At 61.2% G+C, this 25123-nt stretch carries 16 protein-coding genes and 2 pseudogenes; 7 read left to right on the top strand and 11 right to left on the bottom strand.

The window, feature by feature from the left end; genetic code table 11:
- Positions 1-53 precede the first annotated feature (53 nt).
- Positions 54-1136 carry an IS5 family transposase gene (locus tag GOB85_RS14895; RefSeq protein WP_173578274.1) on the top strand — a complete coding sequence of 361 codons (1083 nt, stop codon included), beginning with the start codon at positions 54-56 and terminating at the stop codon, positions 1134-1136.
- Positions 1137-1582: 446 nt separating this feature from the next.
- On the opposite strand, the gene GOB85_RS14890 is transcribed toward GOB85_RS14895, so the two are convergent.
- The 6 genes from GOB85_RS14890 to GOB85_RS14865 form a co-directional block, all read right to left on the bottom strand.
- On the bottom strand, positions 1583-3796 hold the full coding sequence (locus tag GOB85_RS14890) for a TonB-dependent receptor (protein WP_173578273.1): 2214 nt from the start codon (positions 3794-3796) through the stop codon (positions 1583-1585).
- A 366-nt stretch (positions 3797-4162) separates the two neighbouring features.
- The gene (locus GOB85_RS14885) at positions 4163-4870 is read right to left on the bottom strand and encodes an SDR family NAD(P)-dependent oxidoreductase (RefSeq protein WP_173578272.1); all 708 of its coding nucleotides are present in this window, start codon (positions 4868-4870) and stop codon (positions 4163-4165) included.
- 27 nt (positions 4871-4897) lie between these two features.
- Complete coding sequence (locus tag GOB85_RS14880) at positions 4898-5602, bottom strand: FCD domain-containing protein (RefSeq protein WP_173578271.1); 705 nt, start codon at positions 5600-5602, stop codon at positions 4898-4900.
- Positions 5603-5646: 44 nt separating this feature from the next.
- Entirely contained in the window at positions 5647-6993 is a 1347-nt protein-coding gene (locus GOB85_RS14875; RefSeq protein ID WP_173578270.1) for an FAD-dependent oxidoreductase, read from the bottom strand.
- On the bottom strand, positions 6966-8609 hold the full coding sequence (locus GOB85_RS14870) for a hydantoinase B/oxoprolinase family protein (protein ID WP_077805645.1): 1644 nt from the start codon (positions 8607-8609) through the stop codon (positions 6966-6968). Before GOB85_RS14870 ends, GOB85_RS14875 begins: the two co-directional genes overlap by 28 nt.
- Positions 8606-10663 (bottom strand): hydantoinase/oxoprolinase family protein, encoded by a 2058-nt coding sequence (locus GOB85_RS14865; protein ID WP_173578269.1) that lies wholly within the window; start codon positions 10661-10663, stop codon positions 8606-8608. The genes GOB85_RS14870 and GOB85_RS14865 overlap by 4 nt, the downstream gene beginning before the upstream one ends.
- A gap of 128 nt (positions 10664-10791) precedes the next feature.
- Between GOB85_RS14865 and GOB85_RS14860 the strand changes: the two genes are divergently transcribed.
- Positions 10792-12150, top strand: coding sequence for a M20/M25/M40 family metallo-hydrolase (locus tag GOB85_RS14860; RefSeq protein WP_173578268.1), 1359 nt, complete (start codon positions 10792-10794; stop codon positions 12148-12150).
- Positions 12147-13106, top strand: a complete 960-nt coding sequence (locus GOB85_RS14855) for a hypothetical protein (RefSeq protein WP_077805642.1) — start codon at positions 12147-12149, stop codon at positions 13104-13106. Before GOB85_RS14860 ends, GOB85_RS14855 begins: the two co-directional genes overlap by 4 nt.
- A 40-nt stretch (positions 13107-13146) precedes the next feature.
- Here GOB85_RS14855 and GOB85_RS14850 read toward each other — a convergent pair whose 3' ends face one another.
- Both GOB85_RS14850 and GOB85_RS14845 read right to left on the bottom strand, forming a co-directional pair.
- The gene (locus tag GOB85_RS14850) at positions 13147-13992 is read right to left on the bottom strand and encodes a sulfurtransferase (protein ID WP_173578267.1); all 846 of its coding nucleotides are present in this window, start codon (positions 13990-13992) and stop codon (positions 13147-13149) included.
- Positions 13993-13996: 4 nt separating this feature from the next.
- A complete protein-coding gene (locus GOB85_RS14845) occupies positions 13997-14992 on the bottom strand; it encodes a 1-aminocyclopropane-1-carboxylate deaminase/D-cysteine desulfhydrase (RefSeq protein WP_173578266.1) in 996 nt (331 codons plus the stop codon).
- Positions 14993-15142: 150 nt separating this feature from the next.
- Here GOB85_RS14845 and GOB85_RS14840 point away from each other — a divergent pair, with 150 nt between their 5' ends.
- Entirely contained in the window at positions 15143-16474 is a 1332-nt protein-coding gene (locus tag GOB85_RS14840; RefSeq protein WP_173578265.1) for an MFS transporter, read from the top strand.
- The gene (locus GOB85_RS14835) at positions 16455-18752 is read left to right on the top strand and encodes a molybdopterin-dependent oxidoreductase (protein ID WP_173578264.1); all 2298 of its coding nucleotides are present in this window, start codon (positions 16455-16457) and stop codon (positions 18750-18752) included. Before GOB85_RS14840 ends, GOB85_RS14835 begins: the two co-directional genes overlap by 20 nt.
- Positions 18753-18754: 2 nt before the next feature.
- Here GOB85_RS14835 and GOB85_RS14830 read toward each other — a convergent pair.
- A pseudogene (locus GOB85_RS14830) lies at positions 18755-20082 on the bottom strand (IS701 family transposase).
- A gap of 155 nt (positions 20083-20237) precedes the next feature.
- Between GOB85_RS14830 and GOB85_RS14825 the strand changes: the two are divergent.
- Positions 20238-21349, top strand: a protein-coding gene (locus GOB85_RS14825) for an IS3 family transposase (protein ID WP_173578263.1) whose coding sequence is annotated in 2 segments (ribosomal slippage) — positions 20238-20490 and positions 20490-21349 — 1113 coding nt in all. Because the reading frame shifts where the segments join, the coding sequence is not laid out codon by codon here.
- A 321-nt stretch (positions 21350-21670) separates the two neighbouring features.
- Here GOB85_RS14825 and GOB85_RS14820 read toward each other — a convergent pair.
- On the bottom strand, positions 21671-21877 hold the full coding sequence (locus GOB85_RS14820) for a type II toxin-antitoxin system RelE/ParE family toxin (RefSeq protein WP_173578262.1): 207 nt from the start codon (positions 21875-21877) through the stop codon (positions 21671-21673).
- A gap of 341 nt (positions 21878-22218) precedes the next feature.
- On the opposite strand from GOB85_RS14820, the gene GOB85_RS14815 reads away from it, so the two are divergent.
- Positions 22219-24198, top strand: coding sequence for an oleate hydratase (locus GOB85_RS14815; RefSeq protein WP_173578261.1), 1980 nt, complete (start codon positions 22219-22221; stop codon positions 24196-24198).
- 380 nt (positions 24199-24578) lie between these two features.
- On the opposite strand, the pseudogene GOB85_RS14810 reads toward GOB85_RS14815, so the two are convergent.
- Positions 24579-25013 (bottom strand): annotated as a pseudogene (locus GOB85_RS14810) (IS5/IS1182 family transposase); the annotation flags it as partial.
- Positions 25014-25123: the final 110 nt, after the last annotated feature.

Here is a 25123-nt window from a genome sequence, read left to right as displayed (position 1 = left end):
TGGTTATGAGGCCCTGTGTGTGATTCCATCGTTCATCTTACGATGAGGGATGGATGATGATGCAGCCCGGTTTTTTTGATGTTGAAGATCGCCTGGCTCGTCTGAGTGGGCTTGGTGACCAGCTCGAAGCGTTTTCCCGGACTGTGGATTTTGAAGTATTCCGTCCTGACCTGGAGAAGGCTCTGGCCTATGCGGACGGGAGCAAAGGCGGCCGTCCGCCGTTTGATCCGGTGCTGATGTTCAAAATCCTGGTGATCCAGACGCTGAATAATCTGTCCGATGAACGGACGGAATATCTGATCAATGACCGCCTGTCTTTCATGCGTTTCCTCGGTCTGGGGCTGTCAGATCGCGTGCCCGATGCCAAAACGGTCTGGCTGTTCCGTGAGCGTCTGACACAGGCGGGTGCGGTCGATGGTCTGTTCAATCGCTTTGATGCAACCCTGCGGAACGCTGGTTATCTCCCGATGTCAGGGCAGATCCTGGATGCAACGCTGGTCGCGGCTCCCAGGCAGCGCAACACAAATGCTGAGAAAGCGGATCTGCGTGAAGGGCGGATCCCACAGGACTGGCAGGACAAGCCGTCAAAGCTGTCCCACAAGGACAGGCATGCGCGGTGGACGCTGAAGTTCACGAAAGCAAAGCGGCAGGAGGATGGGACGATCCCCGCAACAGATCTTGCCATCCCATTCTTTGGCTACAAATCCCATGTCTCCATCGACCGAAAATTTCGGTTGATCCGGAAATGGAAAACAACCGATGCCGCCGCCAGTGATGGTGCGCGATTGAGAGAGGGCTTGCTGGATAAAACCAATACGGCCTCAATAGTCTGGGCAGACACAGCCTATCGCTCAAAAGCCAACGAAGACTTCATGGAGAAGCAGGGCTTTGTCTCGAAGGTCCACAGGAAAAAGCCGCATCTCAAGCCTATGCCTCGGCACATCCAGAAATCCAACGCCGGAAAGTCCGTTATCCGGTCACGTGTCGAGCATGTCTTTGCTGATCAGAAGTCACAGACCGGACTGTTCATCCGGACAGTGGGTATCACTCGTGCAACCATGAGGATCGGGCTGGCCAATATCGTCTATAATATGCGCCGCCTTCTCTTCCTCGAGAGGATTAACGCCCACGCGTAGCAGTCCAGCGGATGATCGTTCCCGATCTGCTCAAAACGCAGAGCGAAAGCCACCCCAGGAGCCATCAATCAGCACGCCAAAACTCTGAAATCAGGAGCCAGACGCATCAATCAACGGTTCTTCGATCTCTCCATTTTTGCGGACGGACAACTCGGCTATAGGGCTCCAAGTGCGATTGCACTGCCCGGCCACCCCCCCTTGTTGTAGTGACGGACCCGGTCCCGTAGCGCCTGGCGATCCATCCCAACCCAACGGGCCGCATCGCCCCGCGACGCTCTCCATAGACCAGCGCCAGTGCCAGCATGTGGCGACACGCCGCATCAAACTCCGTCCGCATTATGTCGATCGCCGCCGCCATCGCGTCCTCTATCAGAACAGAAAGGCAGCGCATCACAAAAACGCCAAAAGGGGAATTCTGACAGCGATTCCAGAAGTTTCGCCGAGCGTTACAGCCCGAACGAGAACCCGCCCTCGAGTGTCAGGCGCGGCTGCGGTGCGGTGTAGATCGTCGAGCCTGAAATCCACTCGTCTTCCGCAAACCGATTGCCGGGGAACACGATGCCCGACAGCCAGATGCGCATGTTCGACAGGCGCGCATCGGTGTAGGAAACGCGGGTCGCGATGCGCTGATATTGCGGCGCGGTGTAGGTCCGTGCCGAATTGAGCGGTTGTGGACCGATGAACTGATGCGTGACGTTGAGGTCGATTGCCTTCTGGTCGGTGATAGGGAACGTGGCGTGCACCCCATATCCGGCCATCCAGTCCGCGACGTTTGGAATGAAGCTGGTCTGTGTGCTGACGAGGCGTGCGCGCACCCAATTGTAGTTCGCCTGAAGATCGATGATCGCATGTTTGCTCTTGATCAGCGTGATGGCGCCGTCCGCATCGTAGCCGCTGCGATGCGACTTTCCAAGATTGGCCTGCGTCAGGGTCGCTTGATTGAAGCCGATTTCGTTGGAATCGATCGTGACATAGGCGCTGCCCTGGATATGGGCATTCAACGGCTTGTAGTCGAAGCGCATACCGGCTTCCTCACTGCCGAGCTTCGACGGCTGCAAGGTCGAATTGACCGGAATATCGGTATTGGCGTCAGGCGAGGTGATGCTTTGTCCGTAGTTCAGGAACCCCGTCCAGAAAGGTACTGGATTGATGGCAAGCGCTGCCTTGATCGACGGTGCGCCCGTGTGGGTCGCGACCCGAGGATGGGAGATCCCGCCCGTTCCATAGCGTGTATCGTTGACCGAATACATGAAGTCGTCATAGCGCATGCCTCCCGTCATCTTGATCCAGCGCAGCGGGCTGATCGAGGTCGAGGCATAGGCGCCGTTCGCGATTTCCGTGAAGCGGTTCATGTTCAGGAAACTGCCGTAATATCCCGGCACTGCCGCAGTATAGGCAACGTTGTTCTCGCCCAACTGATGGAAATTGCGCGCGAAATCGACATGCGTTCCGGCCCCGACCTTGAAATCCCATGAACCACCGTTGGGCAGTCGGAACTTCCAATAGGGATCGACCGTCGCGCCGACGGTATAGCGATCGTCGAGATACAGATGCTGCACGTTCGTCGTGCCGGGCAGGCCCGTCGTCGTGGAGCGCGTCAGCCAGGTCTTGTTGACGAACACGTTTGCATCGAGCGTGAAGTTTCCGGAAACATGCTCGAATTGGCCATTCAGCGTGTATTGGTCATTGGCGCCGCGATCGATATAGGATCGCGGGTCGCGCTCCGACATCCGCCCGGACTGGATATAGGACAGCGGGATCGAATAGGGCTGGCCATAGCCGGTGATATACGCCTGCGCCGTCACGCGCAGCGTGTCACGCTCGTTGAACCGATCGACGAACTTCGTGAAGCTGTTGATCCGACGCGTCACGCTGTTGCGGCGATAGCCGGAGTCGAAAAGCCCCTCCACCGCCGTATAGATCGAGGCATGGGAATTCAGGCGGCGTCCCAGCGTCACGAGCGCCCGCGCCCGACCGAACGAGCCGCCCGTCACCGAGATGCCCGGCCTCACATAATCGCGGGTCGTGATGATGATGCTGCCAGCACTCGCATAATTGCCGCCATAACGCGCATCGAACGGCCCGGAAATAACGGTCATGCCCCCCAGCAATTCGGGGATCAGCGGGTTGAGGTCATTATAGCCGTTGAGGATGCCGGAATATACGTTGCGGATCGAGCCGTCGATGAACGTCGCGATATAGTTGCCGTCGGACTCGCTCGACCAACCACGCGCGCCGATTCCCTGCGCGATGCCGCCGTCCTGATAGTCGTCAACCTGAAAACCCGGAACTGAACGCAGCAGATCGGCTGTTACGTGGACAGGCGTGCGGCGGATTTCCTCGTTGTTGAAATGGCTGACCATCGCGATGTCGCTCAAGGGCGAATTGGACATCTGCATGGGCTTCGCGGCCGAGCGCGCGCCGGTGCTGACGATGCCGGTCGAACGGACTTCCACCATTTCAGGGGCCGACGTGGGCTGCGCCTGAGGCTGGGCCGGCGCCTGGGGACGGGTCTGGAGCGCGGGCGCTGCTTGCCTTGCGGGCCTCTTATGCGCGGGCGTCTTGTCAGTGCTCGTTGGTGCGGCTTGCGCGCAGACAGGTACTGCCAACATCGCAACACTCATGAAAAACCATGCTCGCGACGCAGCATTTATGCGCATCGAGGATCGGTCTCCTTTGAAAATCTGACGCATCACACAAGTCCCACAACAAAACGGAAGTATTAGTTCCGGGCCACAGAATTAAGGTCTTCGACGAGATATAGGCCACACAATGAAATATCATATATCGCGTCTGATCGCGGTAACTTGCTGTCCACGGCGGCCAGCCATCAAGCGATCGTTGCGCCGTCGCGAACCACTCAAGCCGAGACGTGAGAGATAAACCGCATAAGCTAATATATGATATATTTTGAGTGTTTTGGAGGCGTCAAGCCATTTTGTGGTCGCCAACCGGAATGTTCCGATATAACAACGAGTGCGCCATATTTTACGTCGTTTGTCTCGATCGCAGCGCCCGATGCTGCCCTACAGCGAGGCCTCGAGCCGGCAATTAACGAGGATTTCCGCAACGATCGCGGTGTTCGGCATCCGCAAGGTCAGCTCGGTCAACGCGGCCAGATCTTCCGGCTGCGTCATGTCCTCAGGCGCCACGGCCACATGGCCTGCGACCATCGGCGTGTTGACAAAACCGGGGCAGATCGCTGTTGCCCGAATGCCGTCGTCCCATCCTTCGCGACGAATAACATGCGTCATCGCCGTCACCGCGAACTTGCTGGCAGCATAGGCGATATTCGTGTTCGCAACCCGCTTGCCCGATAACGACGAGACATTGATTACCCGCCCGTGCCCTGCCCTGCGCAACGCAGGAAAGGCCGCGCGCACAACCCGCAGCGGCGCCTTGAAGTTGATCGCCCAGCTCTGGTCCAGCGCGGTTTCATCCTCGTCCTCGAGCCGCGACGGCAGCAACACCCCTGCGACATTGATGACGGCATCGATCGCACCAAACCGCGCAATCGTCGCTGCAACCCACTGCTGTCCCGCATCCGGCAATGCTGCATCATAGGGTACACACAGCAACTGGTCAGGGCGCGCTTCCAGATCGTCCAATCCACCGATGTCGCGCAGTCCCGCCGAGACGCGCCAGCCGTTCGCCAGCAGGCAGTACAGGATGCCGCGCCCGACGCCGCCGGACGCACCACTAAGCATAACCACACGATTTTCAACGGGCAGCATAGATCACCATCACATTCGCACGCAGGATCACGCCGTCGCCGGCTCGGCCAATGCCGCCGCCTTCTCGAGATTGGTGACGATAATCCGCGTCCCCTCCTCGATGGAGTTGCTGACGATCTCTCGTACGGCTGCCTCGTCACCGGTCTCGAAGACTGCAATCAGACGGTCGTAATTATGGCTGTCTGTGCTGCTCAGATCGCCTTGCGGAAACAGGAAATTGAGGGTCGGCCCAATTTTCAGCCAGAGATTCTCTATGACCTCGAGCAAGTCCGGCATTTCTGCCGTCGCATAAAGCGCGAAGCGGAAGCTGTGGTTGAACGCCAGCGCCTGCGCCACCTGCCCGCGCCGCTTGGCCTCCTGAAACGATTCCTGGATCGCACGCAATTCATTCAGGCGCTTGGCGGTCATGTTGTGCATCGCACGGGATGCCGCCAGCGGCTCGACGGCCTTGCGAATGTCCGAAAGCTCCTGATAACGCGCGCTGCTCAAGAATGGGACCATAAAGGACTGCGCCGGCAGCGCTTCCAGCACACCGATGGCCGCAAGCCGCAGCAGGGCTTCTCGAACCGGCGTGATGCTGGTTCCCAGCAACTCCGCCAGTTCCCGCGTGACCAGACGGTCCGATGGACGCAGCCTTCCCTCCAGAAGCTCCCGCTTCAGACAATCTTCCGTATATTGAGCAAGCCCGACTTTCTGGGCACGCGGAATTTTCATCGCCGCCAACCTGCTCATCGCCACGGGTTCCTCAAACAAACCACCATTGCACTATCATTCATCTAATGCGTTCCGTGCCTTGCGGCGGCGAACGGCGCGGGATCGACCGTAGGCGCCTGTCCGCACATTATATGACATATCAAGTTTCCCGCAGCAGGCGCGATACCGAAACCGTGCCCGGAAAACCCGGTTGCGATATACAAACCCTCGATCATTCGGCTGCGATCGATGACCGGAACCGCATCGGGCAGCACGTCGATCATCCCGGCCCACGTCTGCGCGATCCGCACACCCTCGAACGACGATATATTTCTGACCAGACGCCGCAAGCCCTGGCGCATCACATCGTGCTCCGGTGCGGGATCGAGCGTGCGGCACTGCTCGAATACGGAACGCTCGCCGAGCACGCTCTTCGATCCGATCAGGGTCGATGTCTGCCCGCTCCAGTCCGGGCGAAAGCGGATCTTGTCGCTTCCACCCAGCCAGGACTTCATGAAGCGCGGCCCGAGCGCGAGGCTGCCGCGCGACAGGTCGTGGCGGGCAACGCCGCGCCGGGCGATCGTGTATCCACCATCATCGCGCCTGCGATATGCGAAATCCGGGCCACCCACCGCGCAATCGGGAATGTCGGCCCCAGCGGCCGTCGGTGCCGTGCGCGCCGCCGTCGAAATGACGCCAAGCTGCGGCAGCGACAGCCCGATCCCCTGCAGCAGCAGGCGCGACCACACACCCCCGGCCACCAGAACCTGGCCGCAGGCAACGCGGCCATGCTCGGTGACGACAGCCTGCACCCGGCCGCCATGCGTTTCGACCCCGCGCACGGCGCATCCCGTGCGGATCATGGCGCCCGCGCGGACCGCAAGCCCTGCCACGACGGGTGCTGCGCGTCCCGGCTCGGCCCGGCCGTCCGATGACGTATGCATGCCCCCGGCCCAGGGTGCCGAACCCGGCGGCAGAAACGTCTCGACCTCACGCGCGTCGAGCAGCGTGGTGTCGTGATGGCCGCGTGTCGCAGCGGTTTCGATCCACCGACCGTAACGCCGCAGATCAGCCGCACTCTTGGCAAGATACAGCGTGCCACACTGCCGGAAGCCCACGTCCACGCCGGCATCGGGTTCAAGCGTCCGCCACCGGTCGAGGGCCTCGCGGCTCAAGGGGATTTCCGCCGCCGCACGGCCCATCGTGCGGCACCAGCCCCAGTTTCGCCCGGATTGTTCAAGCCCGATCCCGCCCTTCTCGCACAGCAGGACAGAGCGCCCCGCACGTGCCAGATCCAGGGCCGCAAACACGCCGACAATGCCGCCACCCACGACGACGCAATCAACGCGCTCCGGCAAGCCGCCCTGAAACGCCGCATCATACGCGGCGCCGTCGGTGCCGCTCATGCGCTGCGCGCCACCAGTCCGCACCGTTCGTCGTGTTGCTGCATCTCTGCCGGACGGTCCGACAGCGCGCCATAACCGCCGCCGCCTGCCGTGCTGAATGTCAGCACACTGCCGCGCTGCACGAAACATGTCGTCTTGCCGGGAAGTTTGCGGCTGGTTCCGTCAAGCGTGACCGTCAGGGAAGACCGGCCCGCAGCCTGTCCGCCCGCGATCCCCCACGGCCGGTGCCGCGTCCGATCCATGTGAACCGTAACGACGCAGTCGGCCAGAAGCTCGATTTCGCGCACCAGACCATGGCCGCCGCGATGACGGCCCGCGCCGCCGCTGCGCTCCACAAGCCCATAGCGACGCACAAGGAACGGATATTCGCGCTCCATCTGCTCGATCGGCGAATTGGCGGTGTTGGTCATGTGCGTGTGGGTGGCGTCGGCACCATCCGCATCGGACAGCGCGCCCTGGCCTCCGCCATGCGTCTCGACATACGAGAAATTGCAGTTGCGGACGGGGTCATATCCCCCAACCACCAGCGCGTTCATACTGCCCGAGGACGCGGCCATCGCCTGCTCCGGCATCAGCTGATTGAACGCCGCGATCAGCACGTCGCATGTGCGCTGGCTTGTGATCGACGTGCACAACGCCACCGCCGCAGGCTCCCGCGCATTGACCAGACTCGCCTCGTCGCTGTCGAGCGCAATGACATCCGCGAGCCCCTGGTTCGACGGCAGATCCGGGTCCAGATACGTCTTGGCGACATACAGTAGGCAGCTGGTCGTGATCAGCCATGTCGCATTCACAGGCCCCGCGATCTGCGGCGACGTGCCCGAGAAATCCGCATGAATGACGCCGTCGCGGATCGCCAGCGTCACTCTGATCACCAGATCACGCTCCTGCCCGTCCGTGTCCCATTCCAAAATTTCCGAACAGGTCGCAGACCGCTCCTCGAGCGAGGCGAGACGCCGCCTCAGCCGCTCGGCCGTCGCTGCCAGCAGCGTCTCGACCGCGCCCTCGAACGCGCCTGTCCCGATGCGGCCATATAGGCTGGTAAGGCGCTGCACGCCGGTCCAGTTCGCCGCGACCTGCGCCAGAAGATCGCCCGAAACCATGTCAGGAAGGCGGCTTGCACCTGCAACCAGCGCCACGATCGTGGGGTCGATCGCACCGTCACGCAGCAGCAGGAGCGGCGGCATCCGCAGCCCCTCCTGCGCGATCTCGTGCGTGCCGAGCGACAGCGACCCGGGTGCGGCCCCGCCTACATCGACGTGATGCGCCATGTTCGCGACATAGCCGATGCGCGCGCCGTCCACATCCACGGGCGCCACGATCGTGACGTCCGGCAGATGTGAGCCGGAAATCCACGGATCGTTGACAATCCACATGGCACCCACCGGCAGATCGCCCGATCGCGCCCGGCACCGCTCGATCAACCCGCCGAACAGCCCGAGATGGACGGGGATATGCTCGGCCTGTGCGATCAGGCGTCCCCGCGCATCGAAGACGGCGCAGGAAAAATCCCGACGTGAGCGGATGTTGACGGAATAGGCCGTCCGCACGAGGGCGGCACCCATCTGCTCGGCTACGGCCTGAAGGCCATGGCGCAGAATTTCCGCAAGGATGGCCTTGTTCTGCTGGATTGCGATCATTGCTGCGACAACTCGATAACTAGATTGCCCTGTGCGTCCACCATGACGGCATCATCCCCGACATAGACGGTCGAATCCGCCTGCTCGATCAGCAACGGACCGTGCCAGCGTCGACCCGGCGCCATTTTCGTCCGATCAAGCACCGGCGCCTCACGGAATGCGCCCGCAACCCAAAGCGGCGTCGTCGTCATGACGGCATCGCCCTCGCCTTCCGCCGCTCTACCCAGCATGGGCGAGACGAAATCGGGCGAAGGTGCGTGGCCGATGGCGCGCAGCATGCGGATTTCGACTGCTTCCTCGGGTCGCTGGTAGCCGAAGCGTTGGGCATGCAGCGCGTGGAACGCCGCCACCGCATCGCCGACCGCATCGCTGCTGCCTGCGACATATGTCACGCCGAGATCATGCCCCTGCCCGCGATAGCGCATCTCGAGCTCCATGGTCGTCGTGACCTGCGCCGGATCGACACCATCGATCGCAGCGCGGGCCGCAATGGCCTCGCGCGCCTGCCCGACCGCCACATCCAGCGCCGCGCTATCGGCATGATGGCCCGAACGCACGACAACCGACACGACACTCGCCTGACTATGCGTCCACGGAGACAGCAAAACCCCCAGCGCACAAAGCATGCCCGGCGCCGGCGGCACGATGACGGTGCGCATTCCCAGATCGCGACACAGATCGGCCGCATGCGCCGGACCCGCACCGCCGAACGCCATGCCGACGAATGTTTCGGGATCGAATCCGCGCTCGATCGTCATCCGGCGCATGCCGCGACTCATGCTTGCGTTCACGACCGCAAGAATACCCGACGCCGCCTCTTCCACCGAAATGCCCAGAGGCTGCGCGATATGCGCGTTGATCGCCGCCACCGCCTTGTCGCGGTCGAGCGTGATGCCGCCCGAAATCTGGCGGTTGGCGCGCAGACGCCCCAGCACGACATTAGCATCGGTCACCGTCGGACGCGTGCCGCCCTTGCCATAGGCACACGGACCGGGACGCGCGCCTGCACTCTCAGGCCCGACGACCAGAAGGCCGCCTGCATCGATTGTAGCGATACTGCCGCCTCCGGCACCCAGCGTCACGATGTCGAACATCGGCACGTTGATGGGAAAGCCCTGCAATGCGCTGTCGTGGCGGCGGATCACGTCGCCGCCTTCGATCAGGCCGACATCGAAGCTCGTGCCGCCCATGTCCATCGTCACGACGTTGAGATATCCGGCCTGCCGTGCCGTCCAGGCCGCGCCCATCATGCCGCTTGCCGGTCCGGACAGGCAGGTATGGACTGCCTTTTCCCGGTAGGCGGCTGCAATCGGCATGACACCGCCGCCCGACTGCATGATCACGACCGGTGCCTGCACGAACGCCTCGTCCAGACCAGCGCTGAGCGCCGCCAGATAGCGCTCCAGCGGCGGCGTGAGATAGGCGTTCATGACGGCGGTCGATGCGCGCTCGAATTCACCCGGCTCGGGCGAGATGTCGGCCGAGCACGAGATGGAAAGCCCGGGCAGCAATGCCCCCAGTGCTTCGGCAACCGCATGTTCATGCGCGGCATTGGCATAGCTGTGCAGCAGGCAGATCGCGACCGCATCGACCGCCCCCTGGAGCAGACTTTCGGCAATTGCCGCCATCTCTGCCGGATCGGGCGCCTGAACCACCTGGCCGCCCGCATCCATCCGCTCTGCCACCTCGAACACGAGATGCCGCGATACCAGCGGGTCCGGGCGCCGCAGATGTGCGTCATAGAGCGACGGCCGCGTCTGGCGCGCGATCGCAAGGATATCGCGGAACCCCTTCGTCACCAGCAGCGCCGTGACGCCGCCCTTGCGCTCGAGGATCGCATTAGTCGCAACCGTCGTGCCGTGGGCGAAGCGTTGCAGCGCGTCAGCAGGCACCCCCGCCTCGGCCCTGGCCTGCGCGCTGGCCGCCAGAACCGCTTCCGCCTGCGCGCCCACGGTCGTTGGAATCTTGACATAGACCACGCGGCCCATGCGGCTATCCGCCAGACAGACATCCGTGAATGTCCCCCCGACATCGCATCCAATCAGGTAGGACATCGACTTTCCACCCTCGACTTTAAATCTGGTTTCAAATTCGATATATCATATATCATCAATCAACAAGTTTATTTTTGGATCATATCGACCCGGTGCGATATGCAGTCCCGGACACAGGGAGACCGACGATGAGCGCCATCGCGCAGGCCACACGGCCACTCGTGGATCAGACGCTGTCGCTGCTTCATGACTGGACGACGCTGCGCTCCACCGCCGACGATACGGCAGGGCGCCGCCAGATGGCCCGCGCGCTGACGGCCTTCCTGCGCGACGAACTTGGCGCTGCGATTATCGAGCCGGGCGAGACCCGAGATCTGATCCACGCGCGGATCGATCGCGGCCTTCCGGTCACGCTGCTGCTCTACAACATGTATGACGTCATGCCGGCCAGCGCCGAAGGCTGGGTGCTCGATCCGTTCGTGGGCGGCATCGTGGACCTGCCGGGGATCGGCACCAGTTTCGTCGGACGGGGTGCCGAGAACAACAAGGGCCCGCTCGCCGGGATGCTGGCGATGCTGCGCGACCTCGTGCAACGCGACGCCCTTCCGGCCAACATCGAGATCATCCTCGACGGGCAGGAAGAAACCGGCAGCGCCGATCTGCGCACGTATCTGCGCAACGGCACCGTTGCACGCGCCGGTGCCGCGTTCTTTCCATCGTTTTGCGAATATGGCGGCGCGCCACCCCGGATCTTCCTCGGCTCCAAGGGGATCGCGCGCGGAACGATCGTGGCACGCGGCGGGCCGTCTGGCGGGCCCACCGCCCCGATTCACTCGTCCAACAGCCCATGGATCGCCAACCCAGCATGGCGTCTGGTGCATCTGCTTGCGACACTCGCACCCGACAGCACCGGTGCGCTCGGGCGCACCGCGCCCACACAACAGACGTGCGACCTGATCAGCACACTGGCCGATCAGTTCGACCCGCAACGCGAACTGCAAATCCGAAAATCGGAACGCTACGCGATCGACGGCACGACCGAGGATCGCGTCACCGCATTGCTGATGTCCGCCAACCTCAACATCTCGTCGATTGTCACCGACAGGACCGCCGACAGCGGCGTCATTCCGCCGTCCGCGCAGGTGGCATGGGATCTGCGATGCCCGCCGAACCGCGATCCTGAGGCGATGGTGGCCGACATCCGGCAGAAAATCGCGGATTTCGGCCCGGACATCACGCTGACGCATGATAGCGGCTATGCCGGGGCGACCTTCCGAAGCGACCATCCTGCCGTGATCGCCCTGACGCAGACATATGAGGATTTCGGGATTGCGCCCCAGATCTGGCCCTGGACGGTCGGCGCGATGCCTTGTGGCCTGTTCCAGGACGTGACGGACATCTTTCTGCTCGGCGGCCTAGGGCATGGCGGCCATGCCCATGCCGCCAATGAGTTCGTGACGCTGGAAGGGCTTGCGCGCTTCATGACCTCGCTGTCCGTCTGGATCGACCGGACCGCGCGCGCTTTGCTTGCTGTCCGCGCATCATGATTGTCCTGTCCGCAAACACCGTCAGCGCCCTTGGCGGCCACGACATTCTCCGCGCCATCGACGATGTTCGGCGCACGACCGCCCTGTTTGCCGCAGGTGATGCCGGCATGGACGCTGAAAATTCCGTGCCTCTCGCACCAGAGGCTGGCCCCCATGCCCGCGCCTATGCGCTGCCCGCCTGGGTTGGCGGCGACTATCAGGCAGCGGGCGTCAAATGGACGGCGCATCGGCAGATTCGCCCGACGGAAGAGGGCGCATCTGTTTCCATGACGCTTGTGAACGACCGTCGCAGCGGCGCGCTGCTGGGCGCAGTCGAGAGCGACGGGCTGACACATGCGCGGACGGCGGCCGTGTCGGGTGTCGCCGTCGGTGCATTTCGGCCCGCAGGCGTGCGCCATGCGCTCGTGATCGGGGGCGGCGCCAATGCGCACGCGCATGTCGACATGGCCAGCGTGGCCCTCCCCGGGTTGCAGACCCTCGCGGTCTGGTCGCGCGACCCGGCTCAGGCGCAGACCCTGCGCGCCACTCATGCCGATGATCCGCGTCTGCATGTCGCGACTTCGCTGGACGATGCGATCGGCGCTGCCGACACGGTGTTCTGCTGCACGAGTTCTGTCGAGCCGTTCATCATGCAGCGGCACGTGCGCCCCGGCCTCACCTTCGTTCAGGCCGGGCACCATGAAGTCGAATTCGATGCCATCACGCAGTTCGATCACATCACCGGCGATCGATGGGGATCCTTTGCCGAGCGCAGCGGCAAGAGCCTATTCCGGCTTTATCGCGCAGGCGGATTTCCGCGCGCGTGCCTCGATGCCGATCTGACCGATGCCGTGAGCAATGCGTGGCAGGCACCGCCGCAGGACAGCCTATATTTCTCGAGCTTCGGGCTAAACATTTTCGACATAGCCCTGGCCGCGCGCGTCCTGAAGGACGCGATCGCTGGCGGTGCGTTCTGAAAGACGCAATCTCGGGCAACGCATCCTGAGAGACGCGATGTCAGGCGAGCGGCAGGTCCGGCCGCGCACCCCATTCCTCCCATGATCCATCATAGATCCTTGGGCGCGGCCAGCCACAGATCGCAAACACCAGCGCCAGAATGCACGCCGTCACGCCCGACCCGCAGCTAACGATAACCGGCGCATGCGGATCGATCCCCTTCCCGGCCACGATGGCCGCAAGAACATCCGGCGCTCGAAGGCACCCGTCCGCATCCATCAGTTCCGCATAGGGAATGTTTGTAGCACCCGGAATATGTCCCGCACGCACGCCGGTATAGACGCCCGTCACATCGCCACGGAAAAACCCGGGCGGCCGCACATCCACGATCTGCGCGCCGCCATGCTCCACCACCTGCAACACGTCCTGCCACGTGCAGGTCGCAGCCGCATCGTCGCTCAGGACGACCGCCCGCCAGTCCGTCGGCTGGACAGGCGGAGGCAATCCGGTTTCCATGGCGCCCTCGGCGCGCTCCCATGTCGGCATGCCGCCATCGAGCACAGCCACCCGCGCAACCCTGAAGGACCGCAACAACCACCAGACTCGCGCCGCGCTATAGAGCCCGTTGCGGTCATAAACGACGAGTGGCAGCGCCGGATCTATCCCCGCCTTCTCCACAAGCGGCACGAACGCATCGAGCGCCGGCCGCATCCGCCCCGGGCCGCCTGGAACCGCCGGAGCCGCGATCCGATCGATATCAAACCGCACGGCTCCCGGAAGTCTGCGGGCCGCAAACTCGGCGCTCACATCGCGGCCGGTCGAGGGCGGCGCCCATGTTGCGTCGAGGAACTGCACAGCTCCCAACCTCATGGCCGCTTGGGGTGACACAAGGTCTGGCATCGTCATGGGCTCAGGCGTCAACCAGCGTTTCGGCGAACGGATAGAGCGCCGGAGAGCCACCGCAATGAATGAATGTCACCTCAGACCCTTGGGCGATCGTGCCGTCCTCCACCAAGCCGAACAGGCCGGCCATCGCCTTGCCGGTATAGACCGGGTCGAGCAGCAGGCCTTCGGTGCGGCCCACACGCAGGATGGCGCTATTGCCGTCATCGCTCGGCACGCCATAACGCGTACCGACGAAACGATCGGCAACCGATACGTCTTCCGGCTGCCAGATGAACGTCTCGCCTAGAAGGTTCGCGCACTCGTTGGCGATCTTCGAGACGACACCCTGGAACCAGGCAGCATCGCGCGAAACGCTGATGCCGATCACACGCGTCTGCGGCCAGAACATCTTGCAGCCGACCAGAAGGCCCGCAAACGTGCCGCCTGAACCGCATGGCAGAAGGACAACGTCCGGCGCGCGCGCGCCGCTTGCCTCATACTGCGCCCGCATTTCCTCAACCGCACGCACATAGCCGAGCGCGCCGGTGGCGTTCGCGCCGCCTAGCGGAATGATGAACGGCACTTCTCCGTTCTGGCGCGCGGCTTCGGCATGTGCCTCCATCCGTTCCTCGATCAGGTCGAAATAGGCATCGGGATCCAGAAATTCGAGTTCCGCGCCAAAAATACGGTCTAGCAACAGATTGCCCTGATACGTGTCGGGCCGATCGCCGCGCAGCACCAGGACCGAGCGCATCCCGAATTTTGCTGCCGCCGCCGCGACCGTCCGAGCATGGTTGGATTGATGGCCGCCCGTTGTGATAAGCACATTGGCACCCTGCGACCGCGCATCGGCCATCAGATATTCCATTTTGCGAATCTTGTTTCCGCCGACACCGAAGCCCGTATAGTCATCGCGCTTGATCCGGAGACCGATCCCGAGCTCGGCGCCAAGCCGCTCCATCGCCTCGACAGGCGTCGGCAGAAACCCGAGGGGAACCCGGTCAAAATCAGCAAGCTTCATAGCGAACATCGTCCATTTTTCTGATTGGCGGCACGCCCGATGCGCGATATTTGGCATAGCTGCATCGACGAGTTGATATATGATATATCTATCGCAGGCGCTCCGCAACATTCGCCTGCACCTATCCACCGCCGGAAACCTGCCACAGTCATGTCGATCCACGAGAAAACCGATACCGTAACGAAGTCCGCCTATCGGGCCGTCGATCGGAACGTCCTCGCCGTCATCTCGTTGGCGTATGTAGTCAACTGTGTCGACCGGGCGAATATCTCGTTTGCGCATCTGCGGATGGACAAGACGCTGCAACTGACGGAAACAGACTACGGGCTGGCCATTGGCCTGTTCTATACCGGGTATGTCCTGTTCCAGATCCCGTGCGCGTGGCTGTTCGAACGTATCGGCGCCGCCAGGACCTTCTCTCGCATCATGATCCTGTGGGGGCTTGCGGGCATGGCGATGGCGCTGTGCTCCCAGAAGTCCCATCTGTTTGGCCTGCGCTTTTTACTCGGCGCATTCGAGGCCGGGTTTTCCCCGCTATGCATTTATTTCCTTCGCCGGTGGTATCAGGACAGGCGCCTTGGCCGGGCAATCTCGATCCAGCAGATCGCAGGCCCGCTGTCGGGCGTGCTGGTCGGCCTGATATCGGGCGACATCATGACGCGTGCCGATGGGCTGTTCGGAGTCGCAGGCTGGCGGTGGATGTTCGTGATCGAGGCATTCCCGGCCCTGCTCATCGGCACGTGGATCCTGTTCTTCCTTCCCAACTCTCCGGCCGATGCGTCGTGGCTTTCATCCGCACAGAAGAGCGCGTTCGGAAACATCGCGCAGCCACCAAAGCCTGGGACACCGGTCGCAGGCGCTGCCCGTCCGCAGGTGAGACGCTGGGCCGTGCTTCTGTTCGCTTTTCTGGGAATTGTCTGCGGCAACGATATCTTCAGCTTCTGGCTGCCGCGTCTCATCGCCGAGGCGCATGTGGGCTCACTCCGCATGGTCGGCGTGCTCTCGTCCTTGCCGTTCGCTGCCGCCGCGGTCGCCATGATCGTGGCCGGCCGCCTCGCCGATCGCTTTTCGGAGCATCGCGTGACGCTGTGTCTGGCAGCCTGCGCGCTCGGCGCCGCCTGCCTGCTGTTGCTTGCGATCGACACTGCGAATATCGCCGTGGTTCTGGGATGCACAACTAGCGGGCTGGCCAGCCTCTATGCGGCCTATGTGATTTTCTGGACGCTCCCGGATCGGCTTTTGGGCGCGCCCGGATCGGCCACCACATATGCCGCGATCAACACATGCGGCATGATCGCGGGGATTATTTGTCCCATCGTAGCCGGGCGACTCCTTGATGCGACGGGAAGCTTCGTGCTCCCTTTCTGCGGCACGGCGCTCCTGCTGATCTGTGGCGGAACCGGGCTCCTCATACTCGGCACATCATCTTCCAACGACTCCGGCAGCACGAAAGTCACAGATCATGACGTCCAGGAGATATAACGCTGCCCATTGGGGAGTTTACGAAGTTCAGCAAGGTGGCAAAGACGGCATAACGCTTGCGCCATTCGCCGCTGATCCGTCGCCGAACCGGATTGGCCTGGATCAGCGCAGTCCTGATGTGATGCGGCTGCGCATCGTGGGACCAGCCATCCGTCGGACATGGCTGGACAGAAAAACCCGAGGCCGTCGAGGGGATTCCGGGCCCGACGCTTTCGTGACCGTACCCTGGGACGAGGCAGTCGAAATCGTCGCGGATGAATACCGCCGCATCACCTCGACCCACGGCAACGAAGCGGTATTCGGCGGGTCATACGGATGGGCCAGTGCCGGGCGGTTTCACCATGCGCAGAGCCAGCTTCATCGTTTCCTCAACCTGTCCGGCGGCTATGTCCGCAGCGTCGACAGCTATAGCCTCGGCGCCGGGCGCGTCATCATGCCGTATGTGGCTGCCCCGCTTGATACGATCCTGAACGAGGCGACGTCGTGGGATGTGATCGCAGCCCACACACGTCTGTTCGTCACGTTCGGCGGCGTATCTCCCAAAAGCGCGCAGGTGTCATCCGGCGGGGCCAGCACGCATCGCGTGCCGCAGGGCCTGCATCGGGCCGCGGCTGCCGGCGTGCGCTTCATCAACATTTCGCCCGTCGCCGACAATATCGATACCGGGGCGGGCGTCACGTGGATCCCGATCCGCCCCAACACCGACACTGCCCTCATGCTTGCGCTGATCCATGAGATGGACCGAACCGCGACACTCGACCGCGCTTTTCTCGAATCTCATTGCACCGGCGCCGAGCAATTCCTCGCATACATTCGGGGCACAACAGGCACGCCGCCCTGCGACGCGTCCTGGGCGGAACGCATCACGGGCGTGCCGTCCGCCACCATCCGCGCTCTGGCCGTCGACATGGCGGCCACGCGCACGATGCTGAATTGCGCATGGTCGCTCCAGCGCGCATCCCATGGTGAGCAACCATTCTGGACGATCATGGCGCTCGCGGCTTGTCTTGGGCAGATCGGCTTGCCGGGCGGCGGCTTTGCATTGGGATACGGCGCGATGAACAGCGTCGGCAGTCCACACATGCGCCTCAAGGGCCCGACACTCGATCAAGGCAAAAACCCCGTTGTACGCTTCATTCCGGTCGCCCGCATCGCCGACATGCTTCTGGCGCCAGGTTCAGCCTTCACCTACGAAGGCAAAACCCATCACTATCCAGACATCCGGCTCGTCTGGTGGGCTGGCGGCAATCCGTTCCACCACCATCAGGACACGAATCGCCTCCGTCAGGCGCTCCGCAGGCCGGACACGATCATCGTTCAGGATCCATACTGGACGCCGATGGCGCGTGCAGCCGACATCGTATTGCCCACCACAACCACGCTCGAACGCAACGACCTCGGCTATGCAACGCTGGAAGGCATGGTGATCGCCATGCAACGCGCGGCGGACCCGCATGCCCACGCTCTGGACGATCACGCAATTTTGGCCCGGATCGCACAAAAGCTCGGCTTTCTCTCCGCCTTTACGGAGGGGCGCACGGAGATGGAATGGCTGCGCGCACTGTATGATGGTTTTCGCACCGGGGCGGCGAAGCGCAATGTCACCACTCCAGATTTCGATACGTTCTGGGATCAGGGCTTGCTAGATCTGGGCGCTCATGCTCGGCCCAAAGTGCTTTTCGAGGCGTTCCGGGCCAATCCGCTGGCCAACCCCCTGCCCACGCGCAGCGGACGTCTTGAGCTCTATTGCGAAGCTCTGGCCGAACTCGACCTGCCGGATTGCCTTGGCCATCCTGCCTGGCTCGCACCTACGGAATGGCTGGGATCGCCCCTTACCACACAATACCCGCTGCATCTGATTTCCGATCAACCCGCCACACGCCTGCATAGCCAGCTCGACCACGCATCCCTCAGCCGCCGCGCAAAGATCCATGGCCGAGAGCCAGTTTACATCAGCCCGTGCGACGCCGTAGCCCGTAACATCAACGCAGGCGATATTGTTGAGCTGTTCAATGGACGTGGCGCCTGCCTAGCCGCCGCTATCCCGGACCCCGCCATCATGCCCGGCGTTGTCCGTCTTTCAACAGGTGCATGGTCCGATGCCGACGGTCTGCGCGACAATCACGGAAACCCAAATGTCTTGACCCGCGACCAGGCGGCATCGGGCCTATCACAGGGTTGTGCTGCCCATACGTGCCTTGTCGAAGTCCGCCTTTTCACCGCCCCAGTTCCGCCGGTTATGGCATTCAGGATGCCAACCTTGGAAAGCGCATTCTAGCACTACTTTGGCAGAACGTCTGTAGTGGGCTCGGCGAGCGATTTTTCACAGTGGGGACACCGCTTGGGGGAGGTCGCGTCAGGAGGTCCAGGATGGCTTGCCGGACAGCGGGCATACTCGGCTGGGGCGGTGGGCCGCCGATTCTTTTTTTCCGTCCCGCTGCCTTGAGGCGGCGGGACTGGAGGAGCGCGTAGGCGATCATGGTCATCAAGGCGTGGCGGTGCAGTCCGCTCCATGACCGCCCCTCGAAATGGTCGAGCCCCAGTTCTTCCTTGAGTTGCTGATGGGCCTGCTCGCAGATCCATCGGGCCTTGATCGCCGCGGCAAGCGTCCTGAGGCTCGCTTCGGCCGGTAGATTCGACACGTAATATTTCTGCTCGCCGCTTGCCCGGCGTTCGCTGACGAGCCAGACCTCATCGCCCGGCATGCACTGCACGCGATTGTCGAGCATGCGGTGCTTGTGTCCATCGGCGATCCGGACGCGGCGCGCCGCGAAACGGCACGCCAACCGGCCTTTGGTGCCGCGGCGCCAGCTGACCCTATGTCATTTTTCCGTGGCCAGAGATGCTTGGGCAGCGACCGGCGACTGATCCGGGACATGATATTGACGACGTTTGCCAACCTTTGCGTTGGGGAAAACCAGCGCCACGTCGGCAGGATAGAAATTCTGCCGACGGGACAAGCCGACCGCCCATGACAGGCCGCGCTGGCTCAGCGCTTGTCGGAACGGGCCGCTGGAACCGTATCCGGCATCGGCCAGCACGCAGCCGAAACGGGCACCTGAGGCGATGACCCGATCGATCTCCTCGATCGCAATCTCCGGTTTTGTCAGGGACGTTCGTTTATCTTCCGGCACATGAGCCCGCGCCATGCGCTCCGGATCGCTGGTCCATTCATCGGGCAGGAAGAGCCGTAGACCCACCATCACCGGCACTTCGCGCGACGCCAATGTGACCGAAACCAGAGACTGGCAGTTGGCCGTCTTGCCCAGCGACGAGGCATATTGCGGTGCCACGCCGACCGAATGGGTGCCCTTCTTGGGCAGCGCCGTATCGTCGATCACGAGGAAACCCGCCTCGTCGCCAACCAGGCGATCCGCCGCCTTCACCAGCGCTGCCTCGACAAGGGCCCTGTCCCAGATACCGGTCGCGATGAAATGGTGCAGCCGATCGTAGTTGATCTCATCTGCGCGCGCGGCCATCGGCTAAACGCTCTTGCGATCTCCCGGCCCGATCAGCCCGGCGATATAAGCCGGGCACATCCTTGCCCGCGCCTCATGCCCGACGGCTTTTGACCCTGCCCTGTTCAAGGAGTTCTGTGATGAATTCACCCGGGAGGTTAACCGCGTCAGAATGGAGCGAGGCGCGGATCTCGCTGCGATGCGCGCGGAACTACCCCGTGTTGATCGTGAGCTTGATAAGGCGTGACCCTGCCCCGTGAAATGCCCTCGTTTTTGAGTAAGGTCTGTCCAACCGGAGACAGACAATGAAGAGATCACGTTTCACGCAGGACCAGATCATCGGAATCCTGAAAGAGCATCAGGCGGGTGCGTCGGCGGCCGATCTGTGCCGCAAGCACGGGATCAGCGATGCGACGTTCTACACTTGGCGGTCGAAATACGGCGGCATGGAAGTATCGGAGGCGCGGCGGCTCAAGGCTCTGGAAGACGAGAACGCGAAGCTGAAGCGGCTCCTGGCCGAGAGCGTGATGGACGTCTCGACGCTGAAGGACCTGCTGGCAAAAAACTCGTGACGCCCGGCTTGCGGCGAAATGCTGCGACCTGGGCGATTACGGAGCAGGGTTACACGCAACGCCGTGCGTGCCGGTTGGTCGGTATCGATCCGAAGACGTGGCGCTATGCGTCGCGCCGCCCGGACGACAAGGCAGCGCGTGCCCGTCTGCGGGAACTGGCGGGAGAGCGGCGCCGGTTCGGGTATCGGCGGCTGCACATCCTGCTCGACCGCGAAGGGATCGCCATGAACCACAAGAAGCTGTTTCGACTGTATCGCGAGGAGGGTCTGTCGGTCCGCAAGCGGGGCGGTCGGAAACGGGCGCTGGGCACGCGCTCGCCAATGGTGCTGCCCGACGGGCCGAACCAGCGCTGGAGCCTGGACTTCGTGTCGGACGCGTTGAACAGCGGACGGCGCTTCCGGGTGCTGACGGTGGTCGACGACTACACCCGGGAATGCCTCGGTCTGGTCGCCGACACATCGCTGTCGGGCGAACGGCTTGACCGCGAACTGGACCGGATCGCAGAAAGCCGAGGCTTTCCCATGATGATCGTCAGCGACAACGGCACCGAGATGACCTCGAACGCGATCCTGGCCTGGCAGGAAAAGCGGTCGGTGCTGTGGCACTATATCGCACCGGGAAAGCCGCAGCAGAACGGGTTCGTCGAGAGCTTCAACGGCCGGTTCCGCGACGAATGCCTCAACGAGCACCTGTTCCGCAACCTTGCCCACGCTCGGACGGTCATCGACGTCTGGCGGGCCGACTACAACGCTGTCAGGCCCCACACCAGCCTCAATGGCATGACACCAGAGGCTTTCGCTCAACATGCCAAAACGGCATATAGCAACGCACAGACCCTAACTTAAATCTGAGGGCATGTTCGGGGCAAGGTCAGGCGATCCAGCTCTGGAATCAGGATCTCAACAGATCGGGCGAATGGCCAATCTCACGGCATCCCCTGTGCTCCGCCATCCACGCAAACATAAAACCCCGCCAAGTCAGTGACTTGGCGGGGCTTTATGGAATTTCATGGTTGCGGGGGCACGCAAGCACCGATGCCCACATTCACTTCAGGCGGCAATATAATTACGCAATATCAGAAGTTTAACACCTTAAATCAAGACAGATGATCGGCTTACCTCTGCTGAAGCGTTACCGTTCGGTCGAGAGAACGGCCGCTCACAGGACTACACGCCCTCTACATTTGGATCGCTCATCCCGAGCAGAATATCGTTGTGCGCATGCAGCACGCGCCAGACATCAATGCGATCCTCACACTCGGGATAGAACACGAGGTAAGGATAATCGTTCACGCGATGGGCTCGCAGTCCCGGCAGGTTCAGCTCATAGGCATAACGGAGCGATCCCGCACCTGGATAGTCTCCGATGAACATGAAAGCGCTCTTGCAACGCCGTGATGAAGCCCGGCGCGATAGCCTTATCCGCTCCTAGTGGTCATCGCGTAAACCATAGCGCCACATCCGTCTGTCTCCCCCCAAAAACCGGGAAAACAGTCAGCACACACAACCACAAAGTACAACCCCCACGTGCCACACTCATGGTTTAACTGACGACACGCCGTAGTCATGCGAGCGGAATTTTTTTTCTTGTTTTCATTGGATTCCGGACAATCACATGGAAAGTAAATACCATTTTATATATGAATATCAGATGATATCGCCAGCCGTGCGGATAGTGCGATCACCGACTATCGGTCCAGAATAGAGGGATTGTCATGAGTGATAATGTATCCTCAGGCTCAGAAAGCCTGACCAAAGCCTTCACTGTCGAAGCCGATGCAACCGCGACCTATTGGCGTAAGGGACCGCAGGACACGTTGCCACCGCCGGACATGATGGGGCCATATATGCGGAATCACCCTGTGCCGGTTGAGGCGGTGGACGGCCGCAAGGCATGGATCATCGGCAGCGGCATTGCCGGGCTTGCCGCCGCATTCTACATGATCCGTGATGGCAGGATGAAAGGTGAAGACATCACCATCCTCGACACGATGGACATTGCCGGCGGGTCACTGGACGGCGCGGGTAACGCCGAAGCGGGCTATATCGTTCGCGGCGGCCGGGAGATGAACTGGAACTACGACAATTTCTGGGATCTGTTCCAGGATGTTCCAGCCCTTGAACTCCCTGCGGGCTTTAGTGTTCTCGATGAATATCGGCAGGTCAACGATAATGACCCCAATTATTCCAAAGCCCGCCTTATGCACCAACAGGGGAAAATTCGTGATTTCGCGACCCTGGGGCTCAGCAAATCGCATCAGTGGGAACTGATCCGCCTCTTGCTCAGACGCAAGGAAGACCTCGATAACATCACGATAGAGGCGTATTTCAGCGAAAGCTTCTTTGAGACGAATTTCTGGTACCTGTGGCGATCGATGTTCGCTTTCGAGAACTGGCAGAGCCTGCTGGAAATGAAACTGTACATGCATCGCTTCCTGGATGCGATCGACGGGATGGCGGACATGTCGACGCTCGTTTTCCCGAAATACAATCAGTATGACAGCTTCGTCGTCCCCCTGGCACGTCTGTTGCAGGACAAGGGCGTGAAGATCCAGTTCAACACGCGCGTTCATGATGTCGATCTTCAGATACGCGGAGACGAAAAGACCGTAACCGGACTGCGGGCCATGGTCGATGGACAGGAAACCACCATACCTGTTCATCCGAATGATCTGGTTTTTGCCCTGACCGGCTCCATGACGGAAGGCACGGCCTATGGTGACATGGACACGGTGCCACTTCTGGAACGTGGCCTCCATGAGCCCGGGGAAGAGAGCGACTGGACGCTGTGGCGCAATCTGGCTCGGAAATCTCCTGTCTTTGGTCGGCCGGATAAGTTCTATGGTGATGTCAAAGGCTCAATGTGGGAGTCCGGGACACTGACCTGCCGGCCGTCACCTTTTGTCGATAAACTGAAGGAGTTCTCGGTCAACGATCCCTATTCGGGCAAGACCGTAACGGGCGGTGTCATCACCTTTACCGACTCTAACTGGGTGCTCAGTTTCACCTGCAATCGTCAGCCACATTTTCCGACCCAGCCTGATGATGTGCTGGTGATCTGGGTCTATGCTCTTCTGATGGACAAGGAAGGCAATTATGTGAAGAAGCCGATGCCCGCCTGTACCGGTCGGGAAATTCTGGCTGAACTCTGCTACCATCTCGGAATAGTGGAGCAACTGGACGCCATTGCTCTAAACACGAAGGTTCGTCTGGCTTTGATGCCTTATATTACAGCACAGTTCATGCCGCGCGCTGCTGGAGACCGGCCGCATGTCGTTCCCGAGGGCTGCACGAACCTTGGTCTGCTTGGTCAGTTCGTAGAGACCAGCAACGACATTATTTTCACAATGGAAAGCTCGGTCCGTACGGCGCGTATCGCGGTCTATACGTTGCTTAAACTACCAAAGCAGGTTCCGGATATCAGTCCGACGCAGTATGATATCCGGACAATATTCAAAGCGGCCAGAGCGATCAATAATGGGGAACCATTCCCTGGTGAGCGGTTGTTGCACCGCCTTCTTGATAAAACCTATTTCTCTCATATCCTGCCACCTCTACCGAAGAAAGAAGAGGCAGATGGCGATGATTTTGGAAACGATCTGTCCGGCTTGTTTGGAAAGGGGAGTGAGGCCCTGCACAAGATAACAGACTGGCTGGAAAAGTTTCGCGCTAATCTGGGGTGGAGACGAACATAAAGGTCAGGTTTCGTAGCGGGGAACAATGGTCTGATATCCTGGTGACACCCATGGCCAGGATATCGTCCGGAGATCCTGACATACATATTTGGACTCACTGTTAAATTGCGTGCAGGTTTATGCGACCGACCAGAAAAGAGACACAGGAACAAACACGTAATCGTCTGATCGCGGCAACTAATGTTGCAATCGCGACCTAGGACATTGCGGCAGCATCCGTTCGCCGTATCTGTGGCATGGCACATGGAGGGTTCAAAAAGCCATTTGCTGACATCGCAATTGCCTGATTTCCGGCGGAGTGGAAGTTGATAGACGGCTTTTGCACGATGGCTTGCGTTCTGTATTCAGTGCAGAGTGGTTAGCTTTTTAGTGCTGACTTGCTATGCGGCGGCGCTGCTCCCCTCCAGAAACAGAAAGCCGCGCATGTTGTAGACGATATTGGCCAGCCCGACCCTCAGGTTGGCGCGAGTGATGCCTACTGTCCAGACGGACACTCCGGTCTGCGACTTCCGATCGGCAAAAACATGCTCTACACGGGATCGGATGGTGGAGTGGCCCGCATCGGCCCATTGGATATGACGGGGCATCGGCTTGAAATGCGGCTTTTTACGGTGAACTTTCGGGACGAAGCCCTGCTTTTCCATGAAAGGTGCATTGGCTCTTGACCAATAGGCCGTGCCGGCCCAGACATCAGACGCAGTATTGCTGCGGTAGAGTAGTAATTCTCTCAATCTCGCACCATCGCTGGCGGCGGCATCTGTCGCCCTCCACTTCCGAATAAGCCGGAATTTCCGGTTGATGGAAATATGCGATTTGGAGGGTTCTAAAAACCCCCTGGTTTTGAGGTCTTCTGTATGATTCTATTTCTTCTGCGTTGATTGAGGGAATGGCGATATGAAGCAGTCTGGTTTCTTTGATGTTGAAG

This window comes from Acetobacter fallax (genome assembly GCF_011516735.1).
GTDB lineage: Bacteria > Pseudomonadota > Alphaproteobacteria > Acetobacterales > Acetobacteraceae > Acetobacter > Acetobacter fallax.
The sequence above is the reverse complement of the archived record's forward strand: the minus strand, read 5'-3'. Positions and strand labels throughout refer to the sequence as shown.